Origin of the sequence: Methylosinus sp. LW3 (assembly GCF_000527115.1) — a bacterium.
GTDB lineage: Bacteria > Pseudomonadota > Alphaproteobacteria > Rhizobiales > Beijerinckiaceae > Methylosinus.
The window spans coordinates 2,578,282-2,600,950 of record NZ_AZUO01000001.1; the positions used below are offsets into that span (position 1 = coordinate 2,578,282).

The following is a 22,669-nucleotide window of genomic DNA, read 5'->3' on the forward strand; positions in this document are numbered from 1 at the left end:
GAAAGAGACATCGAGAGCATGATCGACGTCGCGGTCCAGATGGACCCCCTGGACAAAATCAATTTCGCCGGAGATTCCACCTTCGCGCTGATGCTCGAGGCGCAGAGGCGCGGCCATCGCCTGTGGCACTATACGCCCGACAAGCTGTCGCTCGGGGCCGGACGGCTGAGCGCGCCGGCGCGGGAGATCGCCGTCTATGACGATGCCGCGCGCTATTACGAGCTCGGCGAGGAGCGCGTGCTCGATCTCGCCGGCGTCGATGTCGTGCTGCTGCGCCAGGACCCGCCCTTCGACCTCGCCTATATTACCTCGACGCATTTTCTGGAGAAGATCCAGTCGCGCACGCTCGTCGTCAATGATCCGTCCGCCGTGCGCAACGCGCCGGAAAAAGTCTTCGTCATGGAATTCGCCGATCTGATGCCGCCGACGCTGCTGACACGCGACCGGGCGGCGATCGAGGCGTTCCGCGCCGAGCATGGCGAGATCGTCATGAAGCCGCTCTACGGCCATGGCGGCGCCAGCGTGTTCAAGGTGGAGCCGGTCGATCCCAATTTCGGCTCGCTCTTCGATCTCTTTTCCGTGACCTTCCGCGAGCCCTGGGTGGTGCAGCGGTTTCTGCCGGCCGTCAGCAAGGGCGACAAGCGCATATTGCTGGTCGACGGCGAGCCGCTCGGCGCGGTGAACCGCATTCCGGCGGAAAACGACATTCGCTCCAACATGGTGCGCGGCGGCGCGGCGGCCTCGACGGCGCTGACCGAGCGCGAGCGCGAGATTTGCGCGCGGCTCGGCCCGGCGCTCAGAGCGCGCGGCCTGCTGTTCGTCGGCATTGACGTCATCGACGGCAATCTCACCGAGATCAACGTCACCTCGCCCACCGGCCTGCGGGCGCTCGCCCGGCTCGGCGGCCCGGACCTCGCCGCGCCGATCTTCGACGCGATCGAGGCCAAGCTCGCGAAGCTGCGCGCGAATGGCTGACGCGCGCAAGGCCGCGCTACGCACGCGGGAAGAGCCTCCGAAACCCTTGCGGCAGCAGCCACCGAGCGCGAACGGCCTGCGCGCGACGCTCGGCGAGAAGATCGCCGCCGTGAGCAAAGGAGCCAAGCCCGGCGAGCCGCCGCGCGCGGCCGTGGTCGAGATTTTGCGCAATGTGCTGGCCGAGAGCCATGAGATCGCGCGCGCCTATCTCGAATCCGGCGGCAAGGGCCTCGTCTGCGCGCGCTACCTCTCCGATCTCGAAGATGAGATCATCGGCGCGATCTATGATTATGTCGTGCGCTTCGTCTATGCCGCCGACAATCCGACCTTCGGCGAGCGGCTGACCATCGTCGCCGTCGGCGGCTATGGGCGCGGCACTCTGGCGCCCGGCTCCGATATCGATCTTCTGTTCCTGCTTCCCTATAAGCAGACGCCCTGGGGCGAGAGCGTCGTCGAGGCGATCCTCTACATGCTCTGGGATCTGCGCCAGAAAGTCGGGCATTCGAGCCGCTCGGTCGCCGAATGCCTGCGCCAGGCGCGCGCCGACATCACCATACGCACGACAATATTGGAGGCGCGCTTCATCCTCGGCAGCTCGGAGCTCTTCCACGAGCTGCTCCATAGCTTCGATCACGAGATCATGCGCGTCGACGCGCGCGCCTTCGTCGCCGCCAAGCTCGCGGAGCGCGACCAGCGCGTCTCGCGCGCGGGCTCCTCGCGCTATCTCGTCGAGCCCAATGTCAAAGAGGGCAAGGGCGGCCTGCGCGATCTGCACACGCTGTTCTGGATCGCCAAATATGTCTATCGCGTGCGCGAGCCGGAGGAGCTCGTCGCCGCGGGCCTCTTCACGCGCAGCGAGCTGACGCTGTTCCAGCGCTGCGAGGAATTTTTGTGGCGCGTGCGCTGCCAGCTGCATTTTTCCACCGGACGCGCCGAGGAGCGCCTCTCCTTCGATCTGCAGCCCATGCTCGCCGCGAAATTCGGCTATCACGACCGCGCCGGCCTCTCGCGCACCGAGCGCTTCATGAAGCATTATTTCCTCGTCGCCAAAGACGTCGGCGATCTCACCGCCATCGTCTGCGCGGCGCTGGAGGCGCGCGAGGCCAAGCCGCCCGCCATGCTGGACCGCGTGCTCGGCCGGCTGCGGCGCCGCGCGCGCAAAATGCCGTCGGATGATTTCATCGTCGAGCATGATCGCGTCAATGTCTCCGCCGAGGATGTCTTCCGCCGCGATCCCGTCAATATCATCCGCCTGTTCTGGACCGCCGACCGCTATGGGCTCGCGATCCATCCGGACGCCGTGCGCGTCCTCACGCGCTCGCTGCGGCTGATCGATTCCGATCTGCGCGCGAGCAAAGAGGCGAACCGTCTGTTTCTCGAAATTCTGCTGTCGCACAATACGACGGAGACAGTGCTGCGGCGCATGAATGAAGTGGGCGTGCTCGGGCGTTTCATTCCCGAATTCGGCCGCATCGTCGCGATGATGCAATTCAACATGTATCATCACTATACGGTCGACGAGCATCTGCTGCGCGCAGTCGGCGCGCTGGCGGCGCTGGAATCGGGCCGCGGACCTCGCCAAGCCGCGCTCGCCACCGATATTCTGCCGACCATCTCCAATCGCAAGACGCTCTATCTCGGCCTGCTGCTGCACGATATCGCCAAGGGCCGCAAGGAGGATCATTCGCAGGCCGGCGCCGCCATAGCGCAATCGCTGTGTCCGCGGCTCGGCTTCGATCCCGGCGAGACGGATACGGTCGCCTGGCTGGTGCAGCATCATCTCCTGATGTCCAGCATAGCGCAGAGCCGCGATCTCTCCGATCGCCGCACGATCGAGAATTTCGCCGCCATCGTGCAGACGATGGAGCGGCTGAAAATGCTCCTCGTATTGACCATGTGCGACATACACGCCGTCGGCCCCGGCGTGCTCGACGCCTGGAAGGCGCAGCTGCTCAATGTGCTCTATTGGGAGACGGAAGTGGTGCTCGGCGGCGGCCATTCGGCGGCCGATCGCAAGAGCCGCGTCGCCCAAGCGAAAGAGGAGCTGCGCGCCGCGCTCGCCGATTGGAGCGAGAGCGATTTTGTCGCCTATTCGCAGCGGCACTATTCCGCCTATTGGCTGAAGGCCGATCTCTCCCGCAAGGTGCGCCATGCGCGCCTGCTCCGCGATTTGAAAGACGCCAAATCGCCGCTCGTCACCACTGTCGATCTCGACACCAAGAGCGGCGCGGTGGAGCTCACCGTCGTCGCGCAGGATCACCGGCGTCTGCTGTCGATCATCGCCGGCGCCTGCGCCGCGAGCGGCGCCAATATCGTCGATGCGCATATCTTCACCACGGCCGACGGGCTCGCGCTCGACACCATCTTCTTCTCGCGCGCCTTTCCGATGGACGACGACGAATTGCGCCGCGCGCGCCGCGTCGCCGATTTCATAGAAAAAGCGCTGCGCGGCGAGATCGCCATTTCCGAGGCGGTGGCCGCGCGCAGCGCGCAGCGCGACTCGACGACGGCCTTCGACATCGCGCCGGGCGTCGTCATCGACAATCGCTTCGCCAATATGGCGACCGTCATCGAGGTCTCCGGCCTCGACCGCGTCGGCCTGCTCTTCGATCTGACCAACGCCATCTCCAATCTCAATCTCAACATCGGCTCCGCTCATATCGTGACCTTCGGCGAGCGGGCCGTGGACGCCTTCTATGTGACCGATCTGACCGGCGGGAAAATCGTCTCGCCCTCGCGTCAGGCGGCGATAAAGCGCCAATTGCTGGATGTCTTCGCGCTCCGCGTGCGAAAGACCTCCGGCGGGGGCGCGGGCGCCGCCCCGACTTGATTTTGCGCGCTCCCGCACTGATATCGGGGGCGTTTCATCGCCAATGGAAGAGATCATGAGCGACGATAAGAAAAAGGACACGCAGGAAGAGGCTCGCGCCCGTCAGGCCGAGGACGCCGAGGCCTCCGCTCTGGCGCAGCCGGGCGCCGAATCCGACATCGCCGAGCCCGAGCCCTTCACCGAGCTCGAGAATCTCCACGCCGAGGTCGCGAGCTTGAAGGACAAGCTGCTGCGCACGCTCGCCGATATGGAGAATATGCGGCGGCGGGCCGATAAGGAGATCGCCGACGCCAAGATCTATGGCGTCACCAATTTCGCGCGCGAGATGCTGACCTTCGCCGATAATCTGCGCCGCGCGGTCGACAGCGTGCCGGCTCAGGCGCGCGAGGGCCTCGAGCAGAGCGTGGCCACCTTCATCGAAGGCGTCGAGCTCACCGAGCGCGATTTCGTCTCCCGCCTCGCCCGCTTCGGCGTCAAGAAGATCGAGGCGCAGGGCCAGCGTTTCGACCCCAATCAGCACGAGGCGCTGTTCGAGATACCGGACGAGAGCGTGCCGCATGGCACGGTCGCTCAGGTGGTCGAGCCCGGCTATACGATCGGCGAGCGCGTGCTGCGTCCCGCCAAGGTCGGAATCTCGCGCGGCGGGCCGAAGGGCTGACCCACGCTTTTTCGGACGACCGGGAGCGCGCGACGTGGATGACGCCGCGCGTCACAGCCAATCATTGCGGCGAAAGCGCCAATAGAGCGTCGCGCAGATCGCCGCCGTCGCGGCGAGAATGAAGAAATAGCCGTAGCGCCATTTCAGCTCCGGCATATGCTCGAAATTCATCCCGTAAATGCCGGCGATCGCCGTCGGCACGGCGAGGATTGCGGCCCAGGCCGCGAGGCGCCGCGTGATGTAGGTCTGCTGCATCTGGCCATTCATCAGGCTCGCCTCGAAGGCGAAGGCCAGCACCTCGCGCAATGTGGCGATCTGCTCGCGCACGCGCAGAATATGGTCGGTCACGTCGCGAAAATGCGGACGCATGGCGGCGTCGATCGCCATCACCTCCGTATGCTCCAGGCGTTGGCAGACGTCGACCAGCGGCGCGACCGCATTGCCGAGCCGCAACAGATCGCGGCGCAGCGCATAGAGCCGATCGACATGGGCCTTCTCTGGCGATTGCGCGAGAATATGGTCCTCGATCTCTTCGACTTCCGCATTGATCGTCGCCAGCACGGGAAAGTAATTGTCCACGATGAAATCGAGTATCGCGTAGACGATATAGTCCTCGCCCTCGGACAGGCCATGCGGCGCCGCCTCGCAACGCTCACGCACTTGCGCATAGGAGCTGGAGGCGCCGTGGCGGATCGACAGCACATAGCCCTTGCCGACGAAGAGATGCGTCTCGCCGAAGGCGATGCGGCCATTCTCCATCTGCGCCGTGCGCGCGACGATGAACAGACCGTCGCCATATTGCTCGAGCTTGGGATATTGATGCGCCTTGCCGGCGTCCTCTATCGCCAGATGATGCAGATCGAACTGCCGCTGCACGCGCGCCAGCAGGGCGAAGGACGGCTCATAGAGTCCGATCCACACGACATGGCCTGGACGCGCGGCGAAGGCGCCGGCCTCCTCTATCTCGATATCCTGGAGCCGGCGGCCATCCGCATAGACGGCGGCGGCGATCACGCCGGGCTCACGCCCGACGCTCGGGGCAGCGCTCGATGCACTCATGTTCGGGGCCTCGTCGGATGATAGACCGGCGACGATCTAAGCGCTGCCGCCGACGAAGGCAATCGGCCCTCCCCCGCCGATCGAGACCCGCGCTTCACAACAGCGCGCGAAAATCCTCCACGGTGATCGGCGCGACGACATTCTGCGCATCGTCCAAGATTTCGTAGAGAAGGCCCTTCCCATAGATGGTGAAGAACACGATCACGTCCTGATCGCCGCCGCCCTCCCGATGCGGGTCCTCCGTAGGCGGGCTGACCTTGTAGCTGCCCACCGGCCGCACTTCCTTTATCTCGTCATTGGCGTGATAGAGGCGATGCTCGCCTTGAATCACGAAGGTCTTGTTCACTGTCTTGTGACGATGCAGCAGGATTTTCTCATTGGCGGCGAATTTATACAAAACATGGACGATGCCGACGTCGTCGTCGATATTCAGCACGGAGAGCCAGAGGTGATCGATCCCTTCGAGGCGCTTCCAATCGGTGTTTTTGTCGTTGAAATTGTAATTCGTCATCGCGCTTTCCTCCCGGTCCGAGGCGACCTTGCGTAGCCTGGCGAAAGAGGCCGCGCCCCGCCATGGACGCCGTCCCTCGGCGCGCCGGGCGAATTGCCCGAGGCGCCGGCGCGCTCGAGCCCGCGCTTCCGCCATGCCGGCAGAAATTCTGCCTTACGAAAGTTTCATGCGGCCGCCACTGTGGCGTAAGCTCGCGAACACCATCTTCATCGTCGACAGGCGGACGCCCCGCCGCGCCACCGGCCGCAGCTCCCGAGTGAGAGCACGCCGATGGCAGATCGATGGAGAAGGTTTGATGACCTTGCCTATGCTGTTTCGTCGAGCTCTCGCCACCAGCCGCACGGCGCGCTGGCGTCGTCCAGAAGGACGCCCGTTCCGCCTCGCCCTGATGTCCGGCGCCGCGGCCCTCGCGCTCGGCGCGACGCTGCTGCCGGCGCAGACCTTCGCCTGGGGCCAGGCCCCCGCGACGCAGACCCAGACGCAGAGCCCCAGCCAGAGTGCGGCTCCGGCCATCGGACCGCAATCCTTTGCCGATGTCGTCGAGCGCGTGAAGCCCGCCGTGGTCGCGATCAAGACCAAGGCGCTGGAGGCCGGCGGCGGCCCCGAGGAAGGCTTTCCCGGCGCGCCGCCCGAGCTTTCGCCGGATGATCCGCTCTATCGCTTCTTCCGCCGTTTCGGCGAGCCTCCGGGAGGCGGACGCGGCCGGCAGAAGCATATGACGCAGGCGCAGGGCTCCGGCTTCGTCATCACCAATGACGGCTATGTCGTCACCAATAATCATGTCGTCGACAATGCGACGCAGGTGGAGGTGACTTTCGACGACGGCCGCACGCTGCCCGCCAAGATCATCGGAACCGACAAGCGCACCGATCTCGCGCTGCTGAAGATCAGCGACGGCAATAATCTGCCGCATGTCGATTGGGCGAGCTCCAGCCCGCGCGTCGGCGACTGGGTGATCGCCGTCGGCAATCCGTTCGGCCTCGGCGGCACGGTGACGGCGGGCATCGTCTCGGCGCGCGGCCGCGATATCGGCGCCGGCCCCTATGACGATTTTCTGCAGATCGATGCGCCGGTGAACCGCGGCAATTCGGGCGGCCCTTCCTTCGACGAGCGCGGGCAGGTCGTGGGCGTCAACACGGCGATCTATTCGCCCTCCGGCGGCTCGGTCGGCATCGGCTTCGCGATACCGTCCGAGGTCGCCAAGGACGTCATCGCCGCGCTGAAAGACAAAGGCCAGGTGGCGCGCGGCTGGATCGGCGTCTCCATTCAGCCGATCACGCCGGAGATCGCCGAGAGCCTGGGGCTCAAGACCAGCAAAGGCGCGCTGATCGCGCAGCCGCAGCGCGGCGGACCGGCCGAGGCGGCCGGGCTGAAGGCCGGCGATGTCGTCACCGCCGTCGACGGCCAGAAGGTGGACGGCCCGCGCGACCTCGCCCGCCGCATAGCGACGCTCGGCCCCGGCAAGAGCGCGGAGCTGACCTATCTGCGCAATGGCGCGGAGAAGAATGTGAAGCTGAAGCTCGGCAAGCTGCCGAGCGAGAAGGAGACCGCCGCCGCCGAATCCAATGACGACGGCGTCGAGCCCGGCGCGGCGCTGGCCGCCTATGGCATTGAGGTCGCCCCGGCGGCCGAGGTGCGCGGCGGCCGCGGCGGCGAGGGCCTCATCATCGTCGGCATAGACCCCAATGGCGCCGCCGCCCAGAAGGGCCTGCGCCAGGGCGATGTGATCGTCGAGGCCAATGGACAGACGCTCAAAGGGCGCGGCGATCTGCAGGCCGCCATCGACTCGGCCAAGAAGGAGGGCCGCAAATCCGTCCTGCTGCGCGTGAAATCCCCGGAGGGCGCCCGCTTCGTCGCCCTCTCGGTCAATCCGGCGTCGTGACGATCTCGCGTTTCCACCCACATCGAAAACGCGGAGCGAAGAGAGCTTCTTGCGCGATCGGCCCGTTTTGCCCGCCCCCCGTGTAGCGGGCCCGCGCAAAGGAGGCGGCGGGAGACGTTTCGTCTCCTCTCCCGCCGCGTCAGTCGCGGCAGGCCGGCGCGTATCGCCGGCCTGCCGTTTTTATTCGAGGCGCGCTATATGAGTGAAATGCGAATATTGGTCGTCGAGGACGATTCGGAAGCCGGCGCCTATCTCGTGAAGGCGTTTCGCGAGCAAGGCCATGTCGCCGATCATGCGGCGGACGGGCTCTCCGGCTATGCGGCCGCGGCGGAAGGCCATTACGACGTGCTCGTCATCGACCGCATGCTGCCCAAGCTGGACGGACTCTCGCTGATCTCGGGCCTGCGCGAGCAGAAGATCGACACTCCCGCCCTCATCCTCTCCGCGCTCGGCCAGGTGGACGATCGCGTGCGCGGCCTGCGCGCCGGCGGCGACGATTATGTGTCCAAGCCCTACGCTTTCTCCGAGCTGCTCGCCCGCGTCGAGGCGCTGGCGCGCCGCCGCGGCGGGCCGAAGCCGGAGGAGACCACCTATCGCGTCGGCGATCTCGAGCTCGATCGGCTCGCCCATAAGGTGGTGTCCGCCGGACAGGAGATCGTGCTGCAGCCTCGCGAGTTCCGCCTGCTCGAATATCTCATGAAGCACGCCGGCCAGGTGGTGACGCGCACCATGCTGCTCGAGAATGTCTGGGATTATCACTTCGATCCGCAGACCAATGTCATCGACGTCCACATCTCCAGACTGCGCTCCAAGATCGACAAGGGCCGCGAGACGCCGCTTTTGCACACGATCCGCGGCGCCGGATATATGATCCGTGAAGGCGCTCGTTAGACTCTTCCGCACGACGGCCTTCAAGCTGTCGCTCGCCTATCTGGTGCTCTTCGGCATCGGCGCCGCATTGGTGCTGACCCGCGTGCAGATCAATGTCGAGGACCTCTTCGACGAGCAGACCGCGCAGACGATCGACGCCGACATTCGCGGCCTCGCCGAGCAATATTCGGAAGGCGGCATTCGCCAGCTGGTGGAAGTGATCGAGCGCCGCGTGCGCACGCCCGGAGCCTCGCTCTATCTGGTGACGACCTTCTCCGGCGAGCTCGTCGTCGGCAATATCGCCGCTTTGCCGCCGGACCTGCCGGACGGCACCGAGCTGGTCGAGGCGCGCTATCAGCGGCGCGGCGAAACCGCCGCTCATCATCGCGCCATGATGCGGCTGTTCCAGCTCCCGGGCGGCTTTCGCCTGCTCGTCGGCCATGATCTGCAGGACAGAAAGCTGCTGCGCGGCATATTGCGCCGCGCGCTCGTCGCCTCGCTGTTCTGGCTCATCGCCATCGGCACGCTCGGCGGCCTCATCGTCGCGCGGCGCATTCTGGCGCGGCTCGACAAGCTCTCCGCCTCGGGCCGCCGCATCATGTCCGGCGATCTCGAGCAGCGCCTACCGCTGATGGGCGCGGACGACGAGTTGGACCGTCTCGCCGGAAATCTCAACGCCATGCTGGACCGCATCGGGCAGCTGATGGCGGGGCTACGCGAGGTCTCCGACAATATCGCGCATGATCTCAAAACGCCGCTGACGCGCTTGCGCAATCGCGCCGACGCCGCGCTGCGCGCCGATCTCAGCGCCGCGCAATATCGCGATGCGCTGACCGATATGATCGAGGAATCCGACTCGCTCATCCGCATCTTCGACGCGCTGCTGATGATCGCGCGCGCCGAGGCCGGCTATTGCAGCGATTTCTCCAGCGATTTCGACGCCGGCCGCGTCGCCGCCGACATCGCCGAAATGTACGAGCCCGTCGCCGAGGAGCATGGCGCGCGCATAGAGCTCGCTGCGGCCGACGGACTGACGCTGCGCGGCAATCGCGAGCTGCTCGGCCAGGCGCTGGTCAATCTCGTCGACAATGCGCTGAAATATGGCGCCACCGCGCCCGGCGCCGTCGTGCGCGTCGCGGCGCGGCGGGCGGGCGACAGCATAGAGATCGAGGTCTCCGATCGCGGCCCCGGCATAGCGGAGAAGGACCGCGACCGCGTGATCGGCCGTTTCGTGCGGCTCGAGAACTCGCGCTCGCGGCCGGGCTCCGGCCTCGGCCTGTCGCTCGCCGCCGCAGTGGCGCGCCTGCATGGCGGGACCTTGCGCATAGAGGACAATGCGCCGGGCCTACGCGTCGTGCTGGCGCTGCCGCGCGCGGCCCCGGCGACCCATGCGCCGAGCGCCGCGCCCTCTCCCGCCGTTCCGCTGGCGCCGCCGGCGGAGTGACTCCTCAGTCGAGTTCGAATCTGTCCTTGTAATCCTTGCGCAGCGCGGGGGCCTGATCCTCCTTGCGCAAATGGCAATTGCCGATGACGAGCGTTTCGATCTCCGTGCCCATGAAGCAGGCGAAGGCGTCCTCCGGCTTGCAGACGATCGGCTCGCCCCGCACATTGAAGCTGGTATTGACCAGCACGGGACAGCCCGTCAGCGCATGGAAGGCCGAGATCAGCGCGTGATAGCGCGGATTGGTCTCCTCATGCACCGTCTGCACGCGCGCCGAGCAATCGACATGCGTCACCGCCGGAATGACGCTGCGCGGCCGCTGCAAGCGCTCTATGCCGAACAGCGCCTCATCCTCCGCGCGCGTCGCGAGCCTGTGCTGCGTCGCGACATCGGCGACGAGCAGCATGTAGGGCGAATCCTCATCGAGATCGAACCAATCGGCGACATGCTCGCGTAGAACGGACGGCGCGAAAGGCCGGAAGGATTCGCGATATTTCACTTTGAGATTGAGCGTCCTCTGCATTTGCGGCGAGCGCGGATCGGCGAGAATGGAGCGCCCGCCGAGCGCGCGCGGGCCGAACTCCATGCGGCCCTGGAACCATCCCACCGCTCTGCCATCGGCGAGAGCGCGCGCCGTCGCTGCGATGGTCTCCTCATCCGAGAGCGTCGTGAAGCGCGCGCCGCAATCGGCGAGGCGGCGCTCTATATCGCTCTGCGAATAGGACGGCCCGAGATAGGCGCCCTGCATGGCGTCGCCCTCGCCGCACGCGGCGCGCGGACGTCCGTTGAAGTCATGATAGGCGAGCAGCGCGGCGCCGAGCGCGCCGCCGGCGTCTCCGGCCGCGGGCTGAATCCAAATGCGCTCGAAGCTCTTGTCGCGCAGCACTTTGCCATTGGCGACGCAATTGAGCGCGACGCCGCCGGCGAGGCAGAGATTGCGCGCGCCCGTCTCCGCCGCCAGCGCGCGCGTCAGGCGCAGCACGATCTCCTCCGTCACCGCCTGGATCGACGCGGCTATGTCCATATGACGCTGCGTCAGCTGCTCCTCCGGCGCGCGCGGCGGCCCGCCGAACAGGCGATGCAGCTTCTCGCTCGTCATGCGCAGCCCTGTGCAATAATCGAAATAGGATTGATCGAGACGGAATGTGCCGTCCTTCTTCAGATCGACGATGTGATCGAGAATGAGGCTCGCATATTTCGGCTCGCCATAGGGCGCGAGGCCCATCAGCTTATATTCGCCGCTATTGACCTTGAATCCCGTGTAATAGGTGAAGGCCGAGTAGAGCAGGCCGAGCGAATGCGGAAAGCGCAATTCGCGCTGCAGGGCGAGCGTCGCGCCCGCGCCGAAGGCGACCGATGTCGTCGCCCATTCGCCGACGCCGTCCATGGTCAGCACCACAGCCTCGTCGAAGGGCGATGGATAGAAGGCGCTCGCCGCATGGCTGAGATGATGCTCGGCGAAGAGGAGACGCGCGCGCCAATCGACATTGGGCGCGTGATGCTTCAGCTTTTGCACGAGCAGAGATTTTTGAAACAGCTTGTCGCGCAGCCACACCGGCAGAGCCGTCGCAAAGGACTGAAACCCGCGCGGCGCAAAGGACATATAGGTCTCGAGCAGGCGCTCGAACTTCACGAAAGGCTTGTCGTAGAAGGCGACGTGATCGATGTCCTTCGCCTCGACGCCAGCGGCGGCGAGGCAATAGTCGATGGCGTTGGCGGGGAAGCGCGCATCATGCTTGACGCGAGAGAAGCGCTCTTCCTGCGCGGCGGCGACGATGCGTCCATCCTCGATCAACGCGGCCGCGCTGTCGTGATAGAAGGCGGAAACGCCCAGAATTCGCACGAGCGATCAGAACAGCGTGTAGATGAAAGGAGCGACCGCCGTTCCCTGCAGCAGCATCAGCCCGCCGAGCAGCATCATCACGCCGAGCACCGGCGCCATCCAATATTTCTTGCGGCTCGCGACGAAATCCCACAGCTCGAGAACCATATCCATCGCATTCGTCTCCTGTCAGAAATTGCTTTTCCGGTCAGAATTGCTTGCGCATGTCGGAGGCGCCGTCCGCATCGCCGCGCCGCGTCCAATAGCTCTCCGCCGCATGGTCGAAGCGCAGCGCGAGCGGATCATGCCCGCGCAGCCGAAAGAGGATGGCGATCGGCGTCAGCACGCCGAAGAACATTACGGCCATGACGATCGGATTGACGATTTTGTGAAGCGTCGATCCGAAGGCGAGCCAGAGATCGTTGAGCGCTGCGAGCCGCTTCGGCGCGATGATGGCGAGCGCCGCGAAAACGGCGGCGGCGGCCAGCGCCCAAAGGTGCGGAGAGCCGTTTCGCCACATCGGCGCCAGCGCCAAAATGGTCAGCGCCGCGGCGATCACCAGTCCGAAGGAGCGATCGGAACCACGCTCGACCGGCCGATCCGAAGTGAGGGCTTCATGCGTCATCTTATGGCGCTATCCCCTGAAAAAAACCGTAGAAACGCGTCGTCACCGAAACTTTGCGAGGCTTAGGCGATGAAAAGTAGAGCGTCAATTACGGGGTATCCCCATCCGCGTCCGCAGATAGATGTAGAAGATTGAACGGCAAGACGTTTCGACAATCGCATGACTTTACGCTCTGGCCTCGCGGCGCGGGCGAGCCTGTGGATTACCTTCGAGCAACGGCCCGGCGCCGTGCGAATGAGCGGCCGCAGCGCGCTTTCGGCTTGCGCGCGACAAAAAAAAGGACCTTAATTCATGGGTTGTCGGAAAGGGGCCTGCAATGACCTCATCCCTTTATATCATCAATCCCGCTGCAGATTTTCCAACCTACTTCGGCGCAGAGATTCTCGTCGCGTCCGGCCGGCCTTCCGGCGTGATGATGGCCGATCTCTCATCGACGACCGTCGCTGCGATGGCGCCGCGCGACTTCGCGATCGAGATCGGCGACGAGGGCGTCGCGCCCGTGAATTTCGATCATGAGGCGGATTGGATTTGCGTCACCGGCAAAGTGAGCCAGCGTCGCCGCATGATCGCCATCGCCGACGAATTTCGTCGTCGCGGCAAGAAGGTCATCATCGGCGGGCCATACGCCAGCCTCAGCCCCGATCATCTCGCCGCGCATTGCGACGTGCTGGTGAGCGGGGAGATCGAGGAGATCGCCGAGGAGTTCTTCGCCGATCTGCGCCGCGGGCGTCCGCGTGATCGCTACATCGGCGACAAGCCTTCGCTGGCGACGAGCCCGATCCCACGTTGGGATCTCTATCCCAATCATCGCGCCATGCTCGGCGCCGTGCAGACCTCGCGCGGCTGTCCGTTCGAATGCGAATTCTGCGACGTCATCCAATATCTCGGCCGCAAGCAGCGCCATAAGCCGATCGCCAATGTGATCGCCGAACTCGACGCTCTATGGGCGCATGGCTTTCGCGCGACATTCTTGGCGGATGATAATTTCACCGCCTATCGCGCCCATTGCAAGGAGCTGCTGGAGGCGATGGCGCATTGGCGGCGCAATGGCCATGAGATGGATTTCGTCACGCAAATCTCTATCGACGCGACGCGCGACGCGGAGCTGATGGACATGCTGGTCGAGGCTGGCGTGCATCAAGTGTTCATCGGCATAGAGACGCCCAATCTCGACAGCCTGCGCGAGACCGGCAAGAAGCAGAATTTGAAGATCGATATTCCGAGCGAGGTGCAAAAGCTCATCGACCGCGGCATTTCGGTGATGGGCGGCATGATCGTCGGCTTCGATCACGACGGGCCGAATGTGTTTTCGCAACAATATGAATTCGCCATGTCGACGCCGATCCCTATCTTCAGCCTCGGCGCGCTGATGGCCTCGGAGGCGACGCCGCTCTTCGATCGCATCACGGCCGAGGGACGCCTGCTGCAAGGCACGGTGGAGACGCAGGCGGTGCCCTGGGGCTCCAATATTCGCCCGGTGACGATGAGCATGGACGAGCTGAATTCCGGCCTGCACAATCTCTGCAACGCGCTCTATTCGCCGGCGGCCTTCGGCGAGCGCATGCTGAATTTCATTCACAGCTTCGGCCGCGCGCGCGACACGAGCGGCGCGACGCTGCCGGAGTTCGAGAGCTTTCGCGAGGTTGAGCGACAGGCGATGGACATCGCCGGCGAGGTGCGCCGTCTCGGCGACGCCGAAGGGCGCATGTGGAACAAAGTCTGGGGCGCGGCGCTGCGCAAGCCGGCGACCGCGAAAATCGTCGGGCGCATCATGTTCCAATATGCGCAGGCGCGGCACATGTTCGACCGCGGCAATTATTGGGAGCCGCAGCTGGCCTATGCGCCGCCGCGGCGGGAGATGGCGGAGGCCGCGGCGGAGTGACTGCGGGGCCGCGTCTGTCGTCATTCGCGCGATTTCTCCGCGCTCCCTCTCCCCGCATTGCGGGGAGAGGGAGCGCGCCGAACCATTCAGCCGAAACCGTATGGCGCGCGAGCCTGAAGGCTCGCCTCGCGCAGCGTATCCTCAATGCAGCGACGTCCGCGCGCCTTGCGCCGAAATCGCGCGCGTCGTCGGCCGCACCGGAATGCGCAGCATCGCGATCGTGCCGATCCCGACATGCGAGCGAATGCGCAGCGCGCCGCCATGCAGCGCCATCAGCGAGCGCGCGATGGCGAGGCCGAGGCCGGAGCCTTTCATGCCATTCTCTATGACTGCGATCGGCTGCTCGAAGGGGCGGCCGAGCTTGGGGATGGCGGCCTTCTCTATGCCGCAGCCATCGTCCTCGACGAAAATGGCGACCGAGCGCGCGAGCCGACGCGCACGCACGCGCACGGCGCCGCCAGCCGAGGTGAATTTCAAACTGTTGGAGACGAGCACGCCGATCGACTTCACGATCGCGTCATGATCGCCATAGCAGCGCAGCCCGTCGCAGGCGTCGACGCTGATCTCGACGCGCTTCGTCTCGGCGCTGTGGCGGAAGCGCTCCACCGTCGCGCGCACGGCGCCGGAGACGTCGACCTCGCGCTGATCCAGCCGCACGCGGCCGGCCTCGAGACGCGACATGTCGAGAATATCGGTCAGCACATCGAGCAGATAGCGGCCGCCCTGATGGATATGGTTGCAATATTCGACATATTTGGTCGAGCCGAGCTGACCGAACACCTGCGCCTGCATCATCTCCGTAAAGCCGATGATGGCGTTGAGCGGCGTGCGCAGCTCATGGCTCATATTGGCGAGAAATTCGGATTTGGCCTGATAGGCGGCCTCGGCCTCGCCCTTCTGCAGATGATATTGCTCGGCCAGCGTCGCCAGCTGCTGCGCCTGCGCCTCCAGCGTCTGTCGCGATTTCAGCAGGTCGGCGACGCTCGCCGTCAGCCGGCGCTCGGAATCGATGAGCTTCTCCTGATTGCGCTTCAGCGCGGTGATATCGGCGCCGACCGAGACATAGCCGCCGTCCTTGGTGCGGCGCTCGCTGATCTGCAGCCAGCGGCCGTCCGCCAGCCGCGCCTCATAGGTGCGCTCGCTCGTCGTGGCGCCCTGGTCCGAGACGATCTGCGTCTCGGCCAGAGCGGCGGAAGCGCTCGCCATTATGCGCGCATAGCTCGCGCCCGGCGCGGCGGCCTCGGCGGCAAGACCATGCAGCGTCAAAAACTTCGAATTGCAGGCGACGAGCCGATTATGCGCGTCCCACAGCACGAAGGCTTCTGAGATCGTCTCTATGGCGTCGCGCAGCCGCATATCGGCCGTCGCCGCGCCTTCCACCAGCGCGCGCTGCTCGGAAATATCGACGGCGACGCCGACGAGACGCTTGCCGCCTTCTGGATCGTCGATCAATTCGGCGCAGGCGCGCAGCCATAGAAACTCGCCGCGCGCATTGCGGATGCGGAACTCATGATCCATGCCGCGCGAGCCGGAGGCGACGATCGTCTCGACAATGGCGACGAGATCGCCATCCTGCGGATGCAGCCGCATCTTCAGCTCGCCGAAGGAGAGCGAGCGCTGCTCCGGATCGAGGCCGAGCAGGCCGAACATGGAATCGGACCAATGGATGCGCCCGCGCGCAATGTCCCAATCCCACAGGCCGCAGCGGCCGGAGCCGAGCGCCGCGTCGACACGCCGGCGCAGGTCGATCTGCGCGCGCTCGGCGAGCGCGGCGCGGCGCGCCTCGCGGCGAAAGGCGAAGAGGCCGACAGCAGTGGCGGAAGCCGCAGCGGCGGACAGCGCCGCATAGAGGGCGAGGAGGCCGCGCCATTCGGCCAGCGCCGCGTCATAAGGGAGGATCGCCGCCAGCTGCCCGCCGCCCTGGCCCCCGCCCTGCCCTGGCGCCGGCGAAAGATTGCGCACAGTGGCGAGCGCCTTGCGCCCATCGGCGAGGGTGACGCGCATGACGCCGGCCTTCTCGCCGAATTCGGTCAGCAGCGGCTCGGCGCCGAGCAGGCCGGCGAGCGCGCCGGAGGCGACGAGCGGCGCCGTCGCGGCGACGATATGGCCAGACCCATCGGCGACGGCGACGCGGCGTCCGCGCGTCGCGGCATAGTCCGGCAGCGCAGCCGAGCCGGCGCGCAGCGTCGTCTCCACGTCGCGCGAGACCGCGCGCGCGAAAATCTCGAGCTCCTGCGCCGCCTCGGCCAGAGTGCGCTCATGCGCGGCCTCGGCCAGAAGGAGCAGCAAAGCGCCGAATGCTATGGCGCAGGTTCCGAGCGCGAGCGCCAGCTGGCGCGCGCTCGGCGTTTTTGCAATCAGCCGGCCGATGCTCGAGGAGGCCGTGGCGCTCCATGACGTATCGGCGCAAGTCGTTGTATTGGCCGCGCGCCCACGCGCCATTTTCGCTAATCCCCGCAGTTTGTCGAAGAGGGGGAAAAACGCGCCGCATCCCGCCCCGAATCAGCCCCATTCGAATCCGGCGGCGGGCTTTTGTCCAGACCTTAAAAGGACGTAAAGCCCCTCAGGCGAGCGCGCGCGTCGCTATGTCCGAGACATCGGCCGAGAGATCGGGCGTCGAAAGAATGCGACACAGCGTCGACTCGGCGAGCGCACGGCGGCGCCCCTCCAGCGAGCGCCAGGAGCGCAGCGCCGATAGCAGCCGCGCGGCGAGCTGCGGATTTTTGGGATCGAGCTCCAGCACCACACGCTCGAGCAGCACATAGCCGGAGCCGTCCAGCGCATGGAAGCGCGTCGGATTGCCGTTGGCGAAGGAGCCGACCACGGCGCGCACGCGATTGGGGTTGGTGAAAGAGAAATCCGCATGCTCCATCAGCCGGGCGATGCGGGCGGTCGTCTCCGCCTCCGGAATGGTCGATTGCAGCGAGAACCATTTGTCGAGGACGAGATGGTCCTTCTTGTAGCGCTCATAGAAGGCGGCGAAAGCCTCCTCCCGCGCCGCGCCCGGCACATGCGACAGGGTCGCCAGCGCCGAGATGCGGTCTGTCATATTGGTCGCCTCGGCGAATTGCCGCTCAGCCAGCAGACCGCCCGAGGCCGGATCGCCCGCCGCCAGAAGATCGAGCGCGACATTGCGCATGGCGCGCTGGCCGGCGCTGTCGGCGTCCGGCGAGAAGCCCTCCTGCGCGGCGAAGCGGGCGTGCGCCTCGGTGAGCGCCGCGCCCAAATGGCGGCCGAGATCGCGCTTCAGCCCGGAGCGCGCGGCGAAGATCACATCGGGATCGACGTCCTTGCCGATCTCGCGCGCAATGTCGATCTCGGAAGGCAGAGCCAGCGCCTGGGCGACGAGGCTGGGGTCGCCCTCTCCCGCCTCGACGAGGCGCTTCAGCGAGTCGAAAAAGGCGCGATCATCCGCCGGCGCGCCGCCGCGCGCGGCCTCTATGCGCGAGAAGATGGAGCGTAGCGCGAGGCTCTGCGCCGCCTGCCAGCGATTGAAGGAATCGCTGTCATGGGCGAGCAGACGCTCGAGGTCCTCCGCCGATTGCGGCGGCGCGAGGCGCACGGGCGCGGAGAAGCCGCGCAGCAGCGACACCACCGGGCGCGACGGCACATTCTCGAACACGATTTTGCGCGAGGGCGTCGAAAGCTCGACGACGCCGCGCGCGCATTCCTCCGCGCTGGCGCCGCTCTCGCCGGGCGAAGCGGCGAGCGTCAGCTCGTCGCCATTCTCGCCGATGAGGCCAAGCGCCAGCGGAATGACGAAGGGCTTTTTGTCGCTCTGCCCGGGCGTCGGCGGCGTCGATTGCTCGAGGCTGAGCGTCAGCGTTTTGGCATTGGCGTCATAGTCGCTCGCCACGGTCACGAGCGGCGTGCCGGCCTGCTCATACCAGAGCGAAAACTGCGTCAGATCGCGGCCCGAGGCCTCGGCGAAGCAGGAGAGGAAATCCTCGACCGTCGCGGCCGTCCCGTCGAAACGCGCGAAATAGAGGTCCATGCCGCGACGGAAATCGGCCTCGCCGATCAGCGTCTTCAGCATGCGGACGATCTCCGCGCCCTTCTCATAGACGGTCGCCGTGTAGAAATTATTGATCTCGTGATAGAGATTCGGCCGCACCGGATGGGCGAGCGGGCCGGCATCCTCGGGAAACTGCTGCAGCCGCAGGCCGCGCACGTCGGCGATGCGTTTTACCGCGCGCGAGCGCTGATCGGCCGAGAATTCCTGATCGCGATAGACGGTCAGGCCTTCCTTCAGGCACAGCTGGAACCAATCGCGGCAGGTGATGCGATTGCCGGTCCAATTGTGGAAATACTCATGGGCGATGACCGACTCTATGCCCGCATAGTCGGAGTCGGTCGCCGTCTCGGGCGAGGCCAGAACATATTTGTCGTTGAATATGTTGAGGCCCTTGTTCTCCATCGCGCCCATGTTGAAGTCGGAGACGGCGACGATATTGAACACATCGAGATCATATTCACGCCCGAAGGCCTGCTCGTCCCAGCGCATGGAGCGCACCAGCGAATCCATCGCATAGGAGGCGAAAGGCTCCTTGCCGCGCTCGACATAGATGGCGAGCGCGACGTCGCGGCCGGAGCCGGTGCGGTAGCTCTCTGAAATATGGCCGAGATCGCCGCCGACGAGGGCGAAGAGATAGCAGGGCTTGGGAAACGGATCGCGCCAGACCGCGAAATGTCTCCCGCCTTCGAGATCGCCGGAGGTGATCGGATTGCCATTGCCGAGCAGGACCGGAGCTTCGCTCTTCTCAGCCTCTATCCGCGTCGTGTAGACGCTGAGAACGTCCGGCCGGTCCAGAAAATAGGTGATGCGGCGGAAGCCCTCCGCCTCGCATTGCGTGCAATAGGCGGAGCCGGAGCGATAGAGCCCGCTCAATTGCGTGTTGGCGGAGGGATCGACCTCCGTCTCCAGCTCCAGCGTGAAAGGCCCCTCGGGCGGGGCGTGCAGCACGAAGGAATCGGGCGTCGCCTCATAGCCCTCGGGTGCGAGCGGCGCGCCGTCCAGCGCGGCGCGCCGCAAGACCAGCCCGTCGCCGTCGAGCGCGAGCGGCGCGCCCGCCCGGCCGGCGGGGTTACGCCTTATCGCGAGGCGCGCGACGACGCGCGTCTTGCTTCGATGCAGAGAAATATCGAGATCGACCGCGTCGATCAGATACGCGGGCGGGCGATAATCGGCGAGACGAACGGCCTGGGGGGGTGGGTTGCGCATGGGACCTCGATGCCCGTCACACCTACACGCGGCCGCGCGGCTTCGCAACGGAAACGGAACCGCCGCGGCCGATTCGCGTCACGCATTGCCGCGACGGCCGGCCTCGAACAGGAACCATATCCGCCTCTCGGCCTCGTCGATGTAATTTTCCAGTAGGCTCGCCGTGGCGACGTCGCCGCGCTCGTCGCAGAGGGAATGCGCCTCGCGCATGCGCGCCGCCAGCGCGCCATTGTCGTCGCGCAGCTCCGCCAGCATGTCCTGCGGATCGACATAATCGGCGTCATTGTCGAGGATGCGCTGCAGCCGGGCGATATGGCCGATCGAGCGCAAGCTGGTGCCGCCGACCTTGCGCACGCGCTCGGCGATTTCGTCCGTCGTCGCGAAAATCTGCGCGCCCTGCTCGTCGAGCAGCAGATGATAATCGCGAAAATGCGGGCCGGAGACGTGCCAGTGGAAATTCTTCGTCTTGAGATAAAGGGCGAAAACATCCGCCAGCACGGCGTTGAGCGCGCCGGTGAGATCGCGCGTCGCCTCGGGCGAGAAGCCGGTCGGAGTCTCGAGCGCGGCCTTTTGGCGGGAGCGAATTTCACGATTGGTCATGCGTCAAAACTCCTCGAGCGGAGGGCTGGATCGCTATGACCAGATATGCCGGCGCGCGCGCCTTCCCATGGCTGGGCGCGGATTTTTTGCAGAGCGCGGATTTTTTTTGCGCGCGCGCCTCAGCCGGCGGAGATGCTGGGAAGCTCCCGCGCGGGCTCGGCCGCAGCCGGCTCGGCCGCGGAGCGGCGCGTCGGCAGGCGGTGGATGGTCGCCGATTCATGGTCGTCGTCGCGGTCCATTCGCGACAGATCCTGACGCACCATCAGGACGAAGAGCGCGAAGGCGATGGCCGACATCGTTCCGATGGTCACGTCGAGGACGGAGAAGCGCCATAGCCGCGCCTCCACCACCTGCGGGCCGAGCCAGCAGGCGAAGAGGCTCCAGGCCGCGACCAGAATGCGGAACTCTGTCGCGCCCATGCCGCCATAGGACAGGCGATGCACGCCCGCCGTCGCCACGCGCAGATAAGTGTAGGAGCTCATCAGCAGATAGAGCGAGAGCACGAACAGCGCCGACGGAAGCGTGAAATAGGGTGAGACGCCGAGGCCGACCACGATCAGGCTCTGCGCGATCAGATCGCTCGAATGATCGAGCAGGAAGCCATAGCGCGGACGCTCGATCCCGCGGTAGCGGGCCAGAGTGCCGTCGAGCGAATCGCCGAACCAGTTCAGGAACAGGCCGGCCACCACCAGTGTGAGGAAACCGGCCGACCAATGGGTGAGCGCGAAGCCCGCCGCAGTCATCGCCGCGCCGACCAGTCCTGCCGCCGTCAGATGATCCGGCGTGGTCCAGGCGGGGAGTCGCGGGGCCAGCGCCTGCAGCACGCGCCGCTCGCCCCTCGCCAAAAGGCTCGTGTTCAATCGGTTCGCCAAGAAACCCCCTCGAAAACCAAGCCCGCTGTCGCGACTGCGACAATCTTGCCAGAATCACGACTCTTTTTTGCACTGCAATATCGGCGCCCGAGAGATTGCCCCGCGCCAAACCCCTCCGTCAACCGTTATTGCCACCCTTACGATTGAATTCGGAGAGGACAAGTCCGGCTGCGTCACTTCACCGCAGCGCCGACCGCCGCGCCCTGAATCGCCGGCTGCGTCAGCATGGAAACGAGCTGGAACGCCTTGGCGATCTCGGTCACAGGCGCATTGGACACATACAATATGTCCTTGTCCCGCATCGCGAATCGCCGCGCCGTGAACAAGGAGGCCGGATTGCGCATGTCGAGATGATAGGCGACCGGAATCAGCCGTTGCGAGGCCAGCAGCGGCGACACGGTCGGGTAATCGGCGATCACCGCCGTCGGCTCGTAACGCAGCACGAACAAGCCGCTCGGATCGGCGCGCTGATCGGCGAGGCCGCCGGCCTTGCCGATCGCCTCCTCCAGAGTGATTCCCCGCGCGTCGAAAGGCACCACGGCGTTCGCCCCCGTCGCGCCAGCCACAGTGAAGGTCTGCGGCGTGCGCTCCACCGTCAGCACATCGCCCGGACGCACGAAAATATTCTCGCGCGGATTGGCGAGCAGCGCCTGGATCGGCGCGCGCGCAGTGCGGTCGCCGCGCGTCAGGCTGATGAAGGTCTCATGCACCGGCGAGCGGAAGCCGCCGGCCTGGGCGATGACGTCCATCACGCGGTCGCCGCGCAAGGTCAGCGGCACGCGCGCGCCCTGCGTCACCTCGCCCGTCACCGTCGCCGTATTGCTGATGTTGCGCGACACATTGACCAGCGCCTGCGGCTCGATCGCCTTGCCGCGCAGCCGATCGATGATGACCGCCTCCACCTCCTGCTGGGTGCGGCCGGCGACCTGAATGCGCCCGGCGTAAGGAACGGTCACGGAGCCGTCGCGCCCGACCGTCTGGTCCGGAATCGCCGCCGAGCGCGAGCCCGGACTGGTTCGATCCGTCGCCGGCGAGGAGAACAGGCCGCCCGAGGCCGCCTCCCAAAGAGTGATCTGCAGCGTGTCGCCGACGCCGATCGGCTGCGAGGCCGGCGGACGATAGTCGCCGAAGGAGCCGCGCAGGCCGGGCGCGCCATGCTTGGCCAGCGCCGCCACTACCTGGCCGTCGATCTCGACGAGGGCGAAGGCCGTCTCCGGCTGCGATTCGCTCGGCACGCCCGCGGTCATCACCGCATCGCCCGAAGGGCCGCTGCCCGGAAGCAGGCTGCAGCCCGAAAGCGAAGCAGCCGCAAAAACCCCGAAAATACGAAGCGTCTTCAAAACCACGCCGCCCCCGACCAATGCTCCGAGCCGCTCCCGGAGCTTCGCCGCGCGCCCAAATGACCCCGTCTCTTTGGCGAA

General features: G+C 65.8%; 17 protein-coding genes. 7 read left to right on the forward strand and 10 right to left on the reverse strand.

Going from position 1 to position 22,669, the window contains the following annotated elements:
• Nucleotides 1-18: 18 nt before the first annotated feature.
• The 3 genes from gshB to grpE are packed head-to-tail and all read left to right on the forward strand — an operon-like array spanning nucleotide 19 to nucleotide 4,463.
• Complete coding sequence (gshB, locus tag METLW3_RS0113010) at nucleotides 19-975, forward strand: glutathione synthase (protein WP_024880335.1); 957 nt, start codon at nucleotides 19-21, stop codon at nucleotides 973-975.
• Nucleotides 968-3,805, forward strand: coding sequence for a [protein-PII] uridylyltransferase (locus tag METLW3_RS0113015; protein ID WP_024880336.1), 2,838 nt, complete (start codon nucleotides 968-970; stop codon nucleotides 3,803-3,805). The genes gshB and METLW3_RS0113015 overlap by 8 nt, the downstream gene beginning before the upstream one ends.
• Before the next feature lie 55 nt (nucleotides 3,806-3,860).
• On the forward strand, nucleotides 3,861-4,463 hold the full coding sequence (grpE, locus tag METLW3_RS0113020) for a nucleotide exchange factor GrpE (RefSeq protein ID WP_245267332.1): 603 nt from the start codon (nucleotides 3,861-3,863) through the stop codon (nucleotides 4,461-4,463).
• 51 nt (nucleotides 4,464-4,514) lie between these two features.
• On the opposite strand, the gene corA is transcribed toward grpE, so the two are convergent.
• Both corA and METLW3_RS0113030 read right to left on the reverse strand, forming a co-directional pair.
• Nucleotides 4,515-5,522 carry a magnesium/cobalt transporter CorA gene (gene corA, locus METLW3_RS0113025; protein WP_024880338.1) on the reverse strand — a complete coding sequence of 336 codons (1,008 nt, stop codon included), beginning with the start codon at nucleotides 5,520-5,522 and terminating at the stop codon, nucleotides 4,515-4,517.
• A gap of 94 nt (nucleotides 5,523-5,616) precedes the next feature.
• A complete protein-coding gene (locus METLW3_RS0113030) occupies nucleotides 5,617-6,033 on the reverse strand; it encodes a hypothetical protein (RefSeq protein WP_024880339.1) in 417 nt (138 codons plus the stop codon).
• Nucleotides 6,034-6,328: 295 nt separating this feature from the next.
• Between METLW3_RS0113030 and METLW3_RS0113035 the strand changes: the two genes are divergently transcribed.
• The 3 genes from METLW3_RS0113035 (at nucleotide 6,329) to METLW3_RS0113045 (ending at nucleotide 10,229) form a co-directional block, all read left to right on the forward strand.
• Nucleotides 6,329-7,915 (forward strand): Do family serine endopeptidase, encoded by a 1,587-nt coding sequence (locus METLW3_RS0113035; RefSeq protein WP_024880340.1) that lies wholly within the window; start codon nucleotides 6,329-6,331, stop codon nucleotides 7,913-7,915.
• Nucleotides 7,916-8,122: 207 nt separating this feature from the next.
• On the forward strand, nucleotides 8,123-8,806 hold the full coding sequence (locus tag METLW3_RS0113040; protein WP_024880341.1) for a response regulator transcription factor: 684 nt from the start codon (nucleotides 8,123-8,125) through the stop codon (nucleotides 8,804-8,806).
• Complete coding sequence (locus METLW3_RS0113045) at nucleotides 8,790-10,229, forward strand: ATP-binding protein (protein WP_024880342.1); 1,440 nt, start codon at nucleotides 8,790-8,792, stop codon at nucleotides 10,227-10,229. The genes METLW3_RS0113040 and METLW3_RS0113045 overlap by 17 nt, the downstream gene beginning before the upstream one ends.
• Nucleotides 10,230-10,233: 4 nt before the next feature.
• Here METLW3_RS0113045 and METLW3_RS0113050 read toward each other — a convergent pair whose 3' ends face one another.
• The 3 genes from METLW3_RS0113050 to METLW3_RS0113060 are packed head-to-tail and all read right to left on the reverse strand — an operon-like array spanning nucleotide 10,234 to nucleotide 12,673.
• A complete protein-coding gene (locus METLW3_RS0113050; protein ID WP_024880343.1) occupies nucleotides 10,234-12,069 on the reverse strand; it encodes a carbamoyltransferase in 1,836 nt (611 codons plus the stop codon).
• Between the two features lie 6 nt (nucleotides 12,070-12,075).
• Nucleotides 12,076-12,222, reverse strand: a complete 147-nt coding sequence (locus METLW3_RS28825) for a DUF5989 family protein (RefSeq protein ID WP_166141878.1) — start codon at nucleotides 12,220-12,222, stop codon at nucleotides 12,076-12,078.
• Nucleotides 12,223-12,256: 34 nt separating this feature from the next.
• Nucleotides 12,257-12,673 (reverse strand): SxtJ family membrane protein, encoded by a 417-nt coding sequence (locus tag METLW3_RS0113060; protein WP_024880344.1) that lies wholly within the window; start codon nucleotides 12,671-12,673, stop codon nucleotides 12,257-12,259.
• Nucleotides 12,674-12,989: 316 nt separating this feature from the next.
• Here METLW3_RS0113060 and METLW3_RS0113065 point away from each other — a divergent pair, with 316 nt between their 5' ends.
• Nucleotides 12,990-14,555 carry a radical SAM protein gene (locus METLW3_RS0113065; RefSeq protein ID WP_024880345.1) on the forward strand — a complete coding sequence of 522 codons (1,566 nt, stop codon included), beginning with the start codon at nucleotides 12,990-12,992 and terminating at the stop codon, nucleotides 14,553-14,555.
• A 141-nt stretch (nucleotides 14,556-14,696) separates the two neighbouring features.
• Here the strand turns inward: METLW3_RS0113065 and METLW3_RS0113070 are convergent, their stop codons facing one another.
• The 5 genes from METLW3_RS0113070 to METLW3_RS0113090 all read right to left on the reverse strand — a co-directional run bounded on the left by METLW3_RS0113070 (nucleotide 14,697) and on the right by METLW3_RS0113090 (nucleotide 22,495).
• Nucleotides 14,697-16,997 (reverse strand): PAS domain-containing sensor histidine kinase, encoded by a 2,301-nt coding sequence (locus METLW3_RS0113070; protein WP_024880346.1) that lies wholly within the window; start codon nucleotides 16,995-16,997, stop codon nucleotides 14,697-14,699.
• Between the two features lie 121 nt (nucleotides 16,998-17,118).
• Nucleotides 17,119-19,776 carry an aminopeptidase N gene (gene pepN, locus METLW3_RS0113075; protein ID WP_024880347.1) on the reverse strand — a complete coding sequence of 886 codons (2,658 nt, stop codon included), beginning with the start codon at nucleotides 19,774-19,776 and terminating at the stop codon, nucleotides 17,119-17,121.
• A gap of 78 nt (nucleotides 19,777-19,854) precedes the next feature.
• Nucleotides 19,855-20,376 (reverse strand): DNA starvation/stationary phase protection protein, encoded by a 522-nt coding sequence (locus METLW3_RS0113080; protein WP_024880348.1) that lies wholly within the window; start codon nucleotides 20,374-20,376, stop codon nucleotides 19,855-19,857.
• A 119-nt stretch (nucleotides 20,377-20,495) separates the two neighbouring features.
• A complete protein-coding gene (locus tag METLW3_RS0113085) occupies nucleotides 20,496-21,248 on the reverse strand; it encodes a CDP-alcohol phosphatidyltransferase family protein (protein ID WP_036290983.1) in 753 nt (250 codons plus the stop codon).
• A gap of 173 nt (nucleotides 21,249-21,421) precedes the next feature.
• Nucleotides 21,422-22,495, reverse strand: coding sequence for a polysaccharide biosynthesis/export family protein (locus METLW3_RS0113090; protein WP_348625815.1), 1,074 nt, complete (start codon nucleotides 22,493-22,495; stop codon nucleotides 21,422-21,424).
• Nucleotides 22,496-22,669: the final 174 nt, after the last annotated feature.

Coding starts and splice junctions, on each gene's coding strand:
- grpE (WP_245267332.1), top strand. CDS start 3,861: ATGAGCGACGATAAGAAAAAGGACACGCAGGAAGAGGCTCGCGCCCGT.
- METLW3_RS0113040 (WP_024880341.1), top strand. CDS start 8,123: ATGCGAATATTGGTCGTCGAGGACGATTCGGAAGCCGGCGCCTATCTC.
- METLW3_RS0113080 (WP_024880348.1), bottom strand. CDS start 20,376: ATGACCAATCGTGAAATTCGCTCCCGCCAAAAGGCCGCGCTCGAGACT.
- METLW3_RS0113065 (WP_024880345.1), top strand. CDS start 12,990: ATGACCTCATCCCTTTATATCATCAATCCCGCTGCAGATTTTCCAACC.
- corA (WP_024880338.1), bottom strand. CDS start 5,522: ATGAGTGCATCGAGCGCTGCCCCGAGCGTCGGGCGTGAGCCCGGCGTG.
- METLW3_RS28825 (WP_166141878.1), bottom strand. CDS start 12,222: ATGGATATGGTTCTCGAGCTGTGGGATTTCGTCGCGAGCCGCAAGAAA.
- METLW3_RS0113070 (WP_024880346.1), bottom strand. CDS start 16,997: ATGGCGCGTGGGCGCGCGGCCAATACAACGACTTGCGCCGATACGTCA.
- pepN (WP_024880347.1), bottom strand. CDS start 19,776: ATGCGCAACCCACCCCCCCAGGCCGTTCGTCTCGCCGATTATCGCCCG.
- METLW3_RS0113030 (WP_024880339.1), bottom strand. CDS start 6,033: ATGACGAATTACAATTTCAACGACAAAAACACCGATTGGAAGCGCCTC.
- METLW3_RS0113015 (WP_024880336.1), top strand. CDS start 968: ATGGCTGACGCGCGCAAGGCCGCGCTACGCACGCGGGAAGAGCCTCCG.
- gshB (WP_024880335.1), top strand. CDS start 19: ATGATCGACGTCGCGGTCCAGATGGACCCCCTGGACAAAATCAATTTC.
- METLW3_RS0113090 (WP_348625815.1), bottom strand. CDS start 22,495: ATGACCGCGGGCGTGCCGAGCGAATCGCAGCCGGAGACGGCCTTCGCC.
- METLW3_RS0113060 (WP_024880344.1), bottom strand. CDS start 12,673: ATGACGCATGAAGCCCTCACTTCGGATCGGCCGGTCGAGCGTGGTTCC.
- METLW3_RS0113035 (WP_024880340.1), top strand. CDS start 6,329: ATGACCTTGCCTATGCTGTTTCGTCGAGCTCTCGCCACCAGCCGCACG.